Raw genomic sequence first — 9943 nt, 5'->3', positions numbered from 1 at the left:
GGTCCTGCCTGCGGGGCGCCGTCGCGTCCGGGCGGGGCGCCGGCTACCGCCCGGCGGGCGCCCGGTCCTCCGCGGGCTGCGGCGCGGCCCCGGCCGAGCCGCGCCCGGCCAGCCGGGTGCCGAGCCGGTCGAGGCCGACCACGGCGGCACCGAGCACCACGAACTCGACGGTGAGCTGCCCGATCTGGCCCAGCACCCAGCCGTAGCCGTCGGTGGTCGGGTCCAGGAAGAAGTACGGGTACTTCAGCGGGAAGGACGGGAGGAGCGCGGCCCGCAGCTCGGTCAGCACCGCGTAGCCGAGCGGGAAGGCCAGCCAGAGCGGGAGGTCCTTCCAGCGGGAGGCGTTGCGCGGCTTGAGGACCAGCCAGTCGCCGAGGACCAGCACCGGCGTGACGTAGTGCAGGAAGAAGCTCGACCAGTTCTGCAGGCGGTCCGGTCCGTGCACCAGGCCGGGCAGCGGGTCGGCCCCGTGGTTGAGCAGGATGTGCGCGACCAGGCCGGTGATGGTGATGTACAGCGTCGCCGCGCCGCGCAGCCTGGGCGCGGGCGCGTCCGTGGTGCCGCGCCGCACCATCCAGTACACCGCTCCGGCGAAGTAGCCGAGCACGATCACATTGCTCTCGATGGTGAAGTACACCAGCGAGCTGTTGCTCAGTACCAGCCCGAGGCCGGCCGAGAGCACGACGGCCAGCCGCCACCAGAGGGCGGGCCTGGTCCAGACGGTCATTGCTGCGTTCCCCGTTCCCGTCCCCCGGGCTCGCGGCCCGCCGGGCCGCCGCGGGGACGGAAGGGTGGAAAGGCGGACCGGTCGCCGCACTCTACCCGCCGGTAGCGACCCGGGGAAGCCGCCGTCGGACCGTCGGCGGAAGGCCGTGGACGGAGGGTCGCCGCAGGTCGCAGCAGGTGGCGGCGGGGGCGTCCGCGCGCACGCTCACCGGCCCGGCGGGCGCGCCGCCGGGCCGTGCGGACCCTGGTCAGAACGTCAGCCGGGCGGTCTCGTGGGTGCGGGTCTCGATGCCGGTGGCGGCCTTGTCGATGAGCTGGTGCGCGAGGTTGGAGCAGGCGCGGGCGGCCGCGAGCTCCTCGCCGATCGTCGAGTCGGGTGAGTCGTCGGGGTTGCGGCGGGCGATGCCGATGCCGCGGACGCCGGGCGCGCTGAAGCCGCTGAGCGAGGCGGTGCAGCTGGTACGGCTCTCGTCCTCCTCGAAGTTCAGGTCGACGATCCAGTGGTTGTGCATGGGATCACCTTCTCCGAATGGGCTCGTCAGCCTCAGAATCCGCCTGCGCGCACCGGTTGGCAACCGAGGCCCGGCGCGGCCGCGGGCCGCCCGGGCGGGGCCGCGGCACCCTTGTTACCGGCGGGTCGCATGTCTATCATCGCGACTGTGACAGCTTCACTGTCAAACATCGGAGGATCCGCGGTGCCGATCGATCCCGCCGCTCCCGGCGGCGCCGGGCGCGGTCCGCTGGCCGGCGTGCGCGTGCTGGAGCTCGCCGGGATCGGGCCGGGCCCGTTCGCCGCCATGCTGCTCGCCGACCTCGGCGCCGACGTCGTCCGGGTCGACCGGCCGGGCGGCGCCGCGATCGGCCCCGCACCGGCGGCCGACCTCACCAACCGCAACAAGCGCTCCGTCGTGGTCGACCTCAAGGCCTCCGGCGGCGCCGCGCAGGTGCTCGACCTGGCCGCCCGCGCCGACCTGCTCGTCGAGGGCTACCGCCCCGGCGTCGCCGAGCGCCTCGGCATCGGCCCGGACGCCTGCCTGGCCCGCAACCCGGCCCTGGTCTACGGCCGGATGACCGGCTGGGGGCAGGACGGCCCGCTCGCCGCCAGCGCCGGGCACGACATCGGCTACCTCGCCACCGCCGGACTGCTCGGCATGATCGGCGCCCCGGACGGCCCGCCCGCCATCCCGGCCAACCTGCTCGGCGACTACGCCGGCGGCTCGCTCTACCTGGTCGTCGGCCTGCTGGCCGGCCTGCACCACGCCCGCGCCACCGGCACCGGCCAGGTCGTGGACGCGGCGATCGTCGACGGCGCCGCGCACCTCAGCACCATGCTCTGGGGCCTGCTCGCCAACGGGCAGTGGCAGGACCGCCGCGGCACCAACCTGCTCGACGGCGGCCTGCCCGGCTACTCGGTCTACCGCACCGCGGACGGTGCCCACATGGCCGTCGGCGCCCTCGAACCGCAGTTCTACACGGAGTTCGCCGAGCTGCTCGGCCTCGGCGCGGACGCCCCCGGCCCGTACGACCCGGAGCGCGCCGGCGAGCTGCGCGAGCTGATCGCGGCCCGCTTCGCCAGCCGCACCCAGGCCGAGTGGGTGAAGGTCTTCGAGGGGTCCGACGCCTGCACCGCGGCCGTCCTCACCATGCGGCAGGCCGCCGCCCATCCCCACCTGGCGGCCCGCGGCACCTACACCGAGCACGGCGGCGTCACCCAGCCGGCGCCCGCGCCGCGGTTCTCCGCCACCCCGGGGGAGCTGCGCCGCCCGCCCGCCCTGCCGGGCGAGCACACCGCCGAGGTCGCCCGCGACTGGGACGTGCCCGGCCTGGCCGGGCCGCAGCACGGCTGACCCGCCCACCGTCCACACCACCGAGGAGCCGCAGGTGCAGCGCGAGATCTACGCCGAGGAGCACGAGGCGTTCCGGGAGACCGTCCGGGCGTTCCTCGCCAAGGAGGTGCTGCCGCACCACGAGCGCTGGGAGCGGGCCGGCATCGTCGACCGGGACGCCTGGCTGGCGGCCGGCCGGCACGGGCTGCTCGGCCTGGCCGTGCCGGCGGAGTTCGGCGGCGGCGGCACCGCGGACTTCCGCTTCCCGGCCGTGCTCGCCGAGGAGTTCACCCGGGCCGGGGTCAGCGGGCTGGCGATCGGCCTGCACAACGACATCATCGGCCCGTACCTGACCTCGCTCGCCACCGAGGAGCAGAAGCGGCGCTGGCTGCCCGGGTTCTGCAGCGGCGAGAGCGTCACCGCGATCGCGATGACCGAGCCGGGGGCCGGCTCCGACCTGCAGGGCATCCGCACCACCGCGGTCGACCGGGGCGACCACTACCTGCTCAGCGGCACCAAGACCTTCATCTCCAACGGCATCATCTCCGACCTGGTGGTCGTGGTGGCGCGGACCACCCCGGAGGGCGGGGCGCGCGGCCTGAGCCTGCTGGTCGTCGAGCGCGGCATGCCGGGCTTCGAGCGGGGCCGCAACCTCGACAAGATCGGCCAGAAGTCCCAGGACACCGCCGAGCTGTTCTTCGACGAGGTCCGGGTGCCGAAGGAGAACCTGCTCGGCGAGGAGAACCAGGGCTTCGTGTACCTGATGCAGAACCTCGCCCAGGAGCGCCTGGCCATCGCGGTCTCCGCGATCGCCGGCGCAGAGCACCTGCTGGAGCTCACCACCCGGTACGTCAAGCAGCGCACCGCCTTCGGCAAGCCGCTCGCCAGGCTCCAGCACGTCCGCTTCGAGATCGCCGAACTCGCCACCGAGTGCGCGGTCACCCGCACCTTCGTCGACCGCTGCATCACCGAGCACAACCGGGGCGCGCTCACCCCGGTGGACGCCTCCATGGCCAAGTGGTGGGCGACCGAACTGCAGAAGCGCACCGCCGACCGCTGCCTCCAACTCCACGGCGGGTACGGCTACATGAGCGAGTACCCGGTCGCCAGGGCGTTCACCGACGGCCGGATCCAGACCATCTACGGCGGCACCACCGAGATCATGAAAGAGATCATCGGCCGCTCCCTCCTCGGCTGACCCCGATGCACCGAAAGGCACCCACCGTGACCACCGAAGCGTACGTCTACGACGCTATCCGCACCCCGCGCGGGCGGGGCAAGGCCAACGGCTCCCTGCACGGCACCAAGCCGATCGACCTGGTGGTCGGCCTGATCCACGAACTCCAGGCGCGCTTCCCGTCGCTGGACCCGGCCGCGATCGACGACATCGTGCTCGGCGTGGTCAGCCCGATCGGCGACCAGGGCTCCGACATCGCCCGGATCGCGGCCATCGCCGCGGGGCTGCCCGACACCGTCGCCGGCGTCCAGGAGAACCGGTTCTGCGCCTCCGGCCTGGAGGCGGTCAACCTGGCCGCCGCCAAGGTCCGTTCGGGCTGGGAGGACCTCATCCTGGCCGGCGGCGTCGAGTCGATGTCCCGGGTGCGGATGGGCTCCGACGGCGGCGCCTGGGCGATGGACCCGATGACCGCGTACGAGACCGGCTTCGTCCCGCAGGGCATCGGCGCCGACCTGATCGCCACCATCGAGGGCCTGTCCCGCACCGATGTGGACGCGTTCGCCGCCGAGTCCCAGGCCCGCGCCGCCAAGGCGCAGGCCGACGGCCACTTCGACCGCTCGGTCGTCCCGGTGCGCGACCGCAACGGCCTGGTCGTGCTGGACCGCGACGAGTTCATCCGCCCCGGCACCACGGTGGAGACCCTGGCCGGCCTCAAGCCGTCCTTCGCCGCGATCGGCGAGGCCGGCGGCTTCGACGCGGTCGCCCTGCAGAAGTACCACTGGGTGGAGGGCATCGACCACGTCCACCACGCCGGCAACTCCTCCGGCATCGTCGACGGCGCCGCGCTGGTCGCCATCGGCTCCCGCGAGGTCGGCGAGCGCTACGGCCTCACCCCGCGCGCCCGGATCGTCTCCGCGGCCGTCTCCGGCTCCGAGCCGACCATCATGCTGACCGGCCCCGCCCCGGCGACCCGCAAGGCGCTCGCCAAGGCCGGGCTGACCGCCGAGGACATCGACCTGGTCGAGATCAACGAGGCGTTCGCCGCCGTCGCGCTCCGGTTCATGCGCGAACTCGGCTTCGGCCACGAGAAGGTGAACGTCAACGGCGGCGCGATCGCACTCGGCCACCCGCTCGGCGCCACCGGCGCGATGCTGATCGGCACCCTCGTCGACGAACTGGAGCGCCGCGACCTGCGCTACGGCCTGGCCACCCTCTGCGTGGGCGGCGGCATGGGCGTCGCCACCGTGATCGAGCGCATCTGACCACCCCCACTCCTGGAGAGACTTCCCCATGACTGCAGCAACCGCCATCCGCTGGGAGCAGGACCAGGACGGCGTGGTCACCCTCGTCCTCGACGACCCCGCCCAGTCCGTCAACACGATGAACGCCGCCTTCACCGCGGCGCTCGACGAGACCGTCGCCCGGCTGAAGGCCGAGGACGGCCTGCGCGGCGTGATCGTCACCTCCGCGAAGAAGACCTTCTTCGCCGGCGGCGACCTCCACCTGCTCTCCTCCGTCGGCCCCGACCAGGCCGCCGAGACCTTCGAGCACGGGATGCGGATCAAGCGCGCCCTGCGCGCCCTGGAGACCCTCGGCCGGCCGGTCGTCGCCGCGATCAACGGCGCCGCGCTCGGCGGCGGCCTGGAGATCGCCCTCGCCTGCCACCACCGTGTCGCCCTGGACGACCCGGCCACCAAGATCGGCCTGCCTGAGGTCACCCTCGGCCTGCTGCCCGGCGGCGGCGGAGTCGTCCGCACGGTACGGCTGCTCGGCATCACCGACGCACTGCTCAAGGTGCTGCTGCAGGGCCAGCAGTACCGTCCGGCGCAGGCCCTGCAGCACGGCCTGGTCGACGAACTCGCCGCCACTCCGGAGGAGTTGATCGCCAAGGCGCGGGCCTTCATCGACGCCCACCCGGAGTCCGTGCAGCGCTTCGACGTCAAGGGCTACCGGATCCCCGGCGGCACCCCGGCCAGCCCCGCGCTGGCCGCCAACCTGCCCGCCTTCCCCGCCAACCTGCGCAAGCAGCTGGCCGGCGCGCCCTACCCGGCGCCGCGCAACATCCTCGCGGCCGCGGTGGAGAGCACCCAGGTCGACGTCGACACCGCGATGGCGATCGAGGCCCGCTACTTCACCGAGCTGGTCACCGGGCAGACCGCCAAGAACATGATCCAGGCGTTCTTCTTCGACATGCAGGCCGTCAACTCCGGTGCCGGGCGCCCGAAGGGCGTCCCCGCCCGGAAGGTGGAGCGGGCCGCCGTGCTGGGCGCCGGCATGATGGGCGCCGGCATCGCGTACTCCTGCGCCCGGGCCGGCATCGAGGTGCTGCTCAAGGACGTCACCCTGGAGGCCGCCGAGCGCGGCAAGGCCTACTCCGCCGCCCTGCTGGACAAGGCGGTGGCCCGCGGCCGCACCACGCCCGAGGAGCGCGACGCCCTGCTGGCCCGGATCACGCCGACCGCGGAGGCGGCCGACCTGGCCGGCTGCGACGCGGTCATCGAGGCGGTGTTCGAGAACCCGGAGCTCAAGCACAAGGTGTTCCAGGAGGTCCAGGACGTCGTCGCCCCGGACGCACTGCTCTGCTCCAACACCTCCACCCTGCCGATCGGCCTGCTCGCGGAGGGTGTCGACCGCCCCGCCGACTTCATCGGACTGCACTTCTTCTCGCCGGTCGACAAGATGCCGCTGGTGGAGATCATCAAGGGCGAGCGCACCGGCGACGAGGCGCTGGCCCGTGCCTTCGACCTCGTCCGGCAGATCCGCAAGACCCCGATCGTGGTCAACGACTCGCGCGGCTTCTTCACCTCCCGGGTGATCGGCCAGTTCATCAACGAGGGCGTGGCGATGGTCGGCGAGGGCCTGGACCCGGTCTCGGTCGAGCAGGCCGCCGCCCAGGCCGGCTACCCGGCCAAGGTGCTCTCGCTGATGGACGAGCTGACCCTCACCCTGCCGCGCAAGATCCGCAACGAGGCCCGGCGCGCGGTCGAGGAGTCCGGCGGCACCTGGACCCCGCACCCGGCGGACGCGGTGATCGACCGGATGGTGGACGAGTTCGACCGCCCCGGCCGCAGCGGCGGCGCCGGCTTCTACGCGTACGAGGACGGTCGGCGCGGCCGGCTCTGGACCGGACTGCGCGAGCACTTCACCCGGCCCGGGGTGGAGATCCCGTTCGAGGACATGAAGGAGCGGATGCTCTTCGCCGAGGCACTGGACTCCGTCCGCTGCCTGGAGGAGGGCGTCCTGGTCTCGGTCGCCGACGCCAACATCGGCTCCATCCTCGGCATCGGCTTCCCGGCCTGGACGGGCGGCGTGCTGCAGTACATCAACGGGTACCCGGGCGGCCTGCCCGGCTTCACCGCCCGGGCGAAGGAGCTCGCCGCCGCGTACGGCGAGCGCTTCACCCCGCCCGCGCTCCTGGAGGAGATGGCCGCCGACGGCCGCACCTTCCAGGACTGACCCCGCGGACACCGCCCCGCCCGTCCCGGGCGGGGCGGCGTCCCCCGGGAGACCCTCGCCGCCCTGCAGCGCGCCGCCGCCCTCGCCGCGACCGGCCCGGCCACCCCGCTGACGGTCGGGAGCCTCGCCGACGACTTCGCCGCCGAGGTTCACCCGGGCGAGGAGCGGCCCCGGCAGTACGGGACCCGGCTCGCCGGGTCCTGACACCGCCGGGCCGCGGCGGCTACCCCAGGCGCGCGTCGGCGGCCAGTGACTCGACCAGCTCCTCGACGCGCGCCTCGGGCAGACCCCGGGAGGCGAACCAGGCGCCGACGTTGCGCACGTCCCGCTCCAGGAAGGAGCGCGCGCGGGGGTTCGCGACGAGGTCCACGATCTGCGGCACGTCGATGATCACCAGGCGGCCGTGGTGGACGAGGATGTTGTAGGCCGACAGGTCGCCGTGCGCGTACCCGTCGACCGCGAGCAGCGACAGGCTGTGCCCGAGCTGCTCCCACAGATCCTCGATGTCGGCCTCCTCGGCCCGGAGTTGGGCGAGCCGGGGCGCGGCCGTGCCGGTCGCGTCGCCGACGAACTCCATCAGGATCTCCGTCCCCGTGATCTGCACCGGGTACGGGACGGCCACCCCGGCCGACCAGAGCCGGCACAGCGCCGCGAACTCGGCCGCCGCCCACTGCCCGGCGATCGCCTCCTTGCCGAACGCCGAGCGCTTGGCCATCGCCCGGGTGACCCGGGACTCCTTGTGCCGGCGGCCCTCCAGGTAGCCGGAGTCGCGGTGGAACATCCGGTGCTGGGCGTCCCGGTAGCGCTTGGCGGCCATCAGGGTGCGGCGGCCGGTGCCCGGTACGCCGCGCTCCAGCAGGAAGACGTCGGCCTCCTTGCCGGTCTTCACCATGCCGAGTTCGGTGTCGACGGCCGCGAGTTCGGTCACCACCCAGTCGGGGCGCGGCTCGGGCCCCTTCTCGGTGGGGGTGGAGCGGTCCCAGGTGGACCAGCGGTCGCCCTCGGCGGGTCCGTCCGGGGTGTCGGTGCCGCTGAGGGCGTCGGGCTGTTCGGCCGGGCCGGACGGGACGTACTCGGGCTCGAAGTCGTCGAACCGGTCGGACCTGCGGCCGCGACGGGACCCGCCCCTGGGGCGGATGCGGGAGAAGGAATCGCTGTCGGCAAAGCGCTCGCGCACTGCGGTGGCTCCTGAGGAGTGGCCCACCGGGCGCGCGTGACGCGCTGTCAGCCGGTGGGGAGATGACGTACGAGGGAGGCGTATGGCGCGCACACGAAGGCGCGCCGCGTCACGGCGGCAACCATCCGGACACACCTCCTCGACGTCGGGTCCTCGCACGGCACCCGCGAGAACGTGAGTACCCTAGCCGCTCCCTCTCGCGGCGCAACCGAATATCCGCCCCGGGTGCCCCGCGGTCCCCTCGGGGAGGGCATTCCCGCGTCAAAGGGCGGGACGGGCCGAGGCTGCTCGACGGTCGCCGCCGGCTCCCTGTCGTGGCCCGGGCCGACCCGGGGCGCCGGCCCCGTCGAGCGGACGGCCCGACGCCGGGCGCTACTCCGTGCTGCCGGTCAGCTCCTCCGCCAGGGAACGCTGGAAGGCGGTCACGATCGCCTGCACCAGCAGGGGCTGGATCTGGCCGGAGAGCTCCTTCATCCGCTCCAGCTCCGCCGGGTCCGGGTCGCTCTCCCGGTACGGCCGCCAGACCGTGTCCCGGAACAGCCGGTGCAGGTCGTGCGCGGCGGACCGGCTGTGCAGCCGCACCACCGCGCGGGCCGCCAGCATGGTCTCCAGCGGGATCGGGACGTCCAGTACCCGGACGCCGAGCGGCAGCAGACCGGGGTCGATCTTGAAGGTGTCCGGGTCGCCGGTGCGGTGCAGTGCGCCCATCGCGACCAGGTTGTCCACGTCGGTGTCGGACAGCTCCCGGCCGGCCCGCCGGGAGAGCTGGGCGCGGTCGGCCTCCTCGGCCGCCTCCGGGGTCCAGGACGCCACCAGGGCGCGATGGATGGCCAGGTCCAGCGAGCCGATGTCCTCGGGCAGTTGGGCGAGGTAGCGCTCGATCGCGGCGAGCGTCAGGCCCTGCCGCTGGAGCTCCTCGATCAGCTCCAGCCGGCCGAGGTGCTCCGGCCCGTAGCGGCCGACCCGGCGCGGTCCCAGCTCGGGCGGCGGGAGCAGGCCCTTGGCGGTGTAGAAGCGCAGGGTCCGCACGGTCACCCCGGCGCGCGCCGCCAGCTCGTCGACGGTCAACTGCGGCGTGCTCGCTGCCATCCGCTCGGGCCCCTTCCGTCCGGTCGCCCTGCCGGGCGCCGCAGTCCTGCTGTGACAGCACCAGTGTGACAGTGCGCGCGCACCTGTCGTGCGGCGATGGGCGACCCGCCCCGCGCCCGGCCGGTCACCGGCCCGCGGTCAGCGCCTTGAGCTCGTCCAGCGACTCCCGCATCAGCTGGGCCATGTCGCGCTCCTCGGCCTCCGCGATCCAGCGCTCGAAGCCGACCTTGAAGACGGCGAGTCCGGCCTCCGCGGTCAGGTGTGCGGCCGGCTCGGCCACGCCGCGCCGCTGCAGCGCGTCGGCGACCGCCGCCGACAGCGAGGCGAGCTTGATGAGCTCGCGCTCCCGGAGCTCCGCGTTGGCCGTGATCACGGCCTGCCGCGGCCGGGCGTGCCCGCGGCGGCCCGCGCCAGCGGGGGGGACCCCGTCGCGCCCCGCCCCCCCCGCGCCGCGCGGCGCGCTCGGCGCCGGGGCGCCCGCGCCCGCGCCCG

At 74.0% G+C, this 9943-nt stretch carries 8 protein-coding genes and 1 pseudogene; 4 read left to right on the top strand and 5 right to left on the bottom strand.

Annotated features, from left to right (window positions below):
* Positions 1-43: 43 nt before the first annotated feature.
* Both ACFV0G_RS26375 and ACFV0G_RS26370 read right to left on the bottom strand, forming a co-directional pair.
* Complete coding sequence (locus tag ACFV0G_RS26375) at positions 44-727, bottom strand: Pr6Pr family membrane protein (RefSeq protein WP_380552845.1); 684 nt, start codon at positions 725-727, stop codon at positions 44-46.
* Positions 728-974: 247 nt separating this feature from the next.
* Positions 975-1238 carry a DUF1876 domain-containing protein gene (locus ACFV0G_RS26370; RefSeq protein WP_380552842.1) on the bottom strand — a complete coding sequence of 88 codons (264 nt, stop codon included), beginning with the start codon at positions 1236-1238 and terminating at the stop codon, positions 975-977.
* A gap of 183 nt (positions 1239-1421) precedes the next feature.
* On the opposite strand from ACFV0G_RS26370, the gene ACFV0G_RS26365 reads away from it, so the two are divergent.
* The 4 genes from ACFV0G_RS26365 to ACFV0G_RS26350 are packed head-to-tail and all read left to right on the top strand — an operon-like array spanning position 1422 to position 7185.
* Positions 1422-2573 carry a CaiB/BaiF CoA transferase family protein gene (locus tag ACFV0G_RS26365; RefSeq protein ID WP_380552839.1) on the top strand — a complete coding sequence of 384 codons (1152 nt, stop codon included), beginning with the start codon at positions 1422-1424 and terminating at the stop codon, positions 2571-2573.
* 34 nt (positions 2574-2607) lie between these two features.
* Positions 2608-3750, top strand: a complete 1143-nt coding sequence (locus ACFV0G_RS26360; protein WP_380552836.1) for an acyl-CoA dehydrogenase family protein — start codon at positions 2608-2610, stop codon at positions 3748-3750.
* A gap of 26 nt (positions 3751-3776) precedes the next feature.
* Positions 3777-4991, top strand: coding sequence for an acetyl-CoA C-acetyltransferase (locus tag ACFV0G_RS26355; RefSeq protein ID WP_380552833.1), 1215 nt, complete (start codon positions 3777-3779; stop codon positions 4989-4991).
* A 28-nt stretch (positions 4992-5019) separates the two neighbouring features.
* A complete protein-coding gene (locus tag ACFV0G_RS26350) occupies positions 5020-7185 on the top strand; it encodes a 3-hydroxyacyl-CoA dehydrogenase NAD-binding domain-containing protein (RefSeq protein WP_380552830.1) in 2166 nt (721 codons plus the stop codon).
* 223 nt (positions 7186-7408) lie between these two features.
* On the opposite strand, the gene ACFV0G_RS26345 is transcribed toward ACFV0G_RS26350, so the two are convergent.
* The 3 genes and pseudogenes from ACFV0G_RS26345 to ACFV0G_RS26335 all read right to left on the bottom strand — a co-directional run.
* A complete protein-coding gene (locus tag ACFV0G_RS26345; protein WP_380552827.1) occupies positions 7409-8362 on the bottom strand; it encodes a serine protein kinase RIO in 954 nt (317 codons plus the stop codon).
* A gap of 372 nt (positions 8363-8734) precedes the next feature.
* The gene (locus tag ACFV0G_RS26340) at positions 8735-9451 is read right to left on the bottom strand and encodes a MerR family transcriptional regulator (RefSeq protein ID WP_380552824.1); all 717 of its coding nucleotides are present in this window, start codon (positions 9449-9451) and stop codon (positions 8735-8737) included.
* A gap of 124 nt (positions 9452-9575) precedes the next feature.
* A pseudogene (locus ACFV0G_RS26335) lies at positions 9576-9943 on the bottom strand (TetR family transcriptional regulator); the annotation flags it as partial.

This window comes from Kitasatospora sp. NPDC059571 (genome assembly GCF_042735675.1).
GTDB lineage: Bacteria > Actinomycetota > Actinomycetes > Streptomycetales > Streptomycetaceae > Kitasatospora.
The sequence above is the reverse complement of the archived record's forward strand: the minus strand, read 5'-3'. Positions and strand labels throughout refer to the sequence as shown.

Coding starts and splice junctions, on each gene's coding strand:
- ACFV0G_RS26340 (WP_380552824.1), bottom strand. CDS start 9,451: ATGGCAGCGAGCACGCCGCAGTTGACCGTCGACGAGCTGGCGGCGCGC.
- ACFV0G_RS26350 (WP_380552830.1), top strand. CDS start 5,020: ATGACTGCAGCAACCGCCATCCGCTGGGAGCAGGACCAGGACGGCGTG.
- ACFV0G_RS26370 (WP_380552842.1), bottom strand. CDS start 1,238: ATGCACAACCACTGGATCGTCGACCTGAACTTCGAGGAGGACGAGAGC.
- ACFV0G_RS26375 (WP_380552845.1), bottom strand. CDS start 727: ATGACCGTCTGGACCAGGCCCGCCCTCTGGTGGCGGCTGGCCGTCGTG.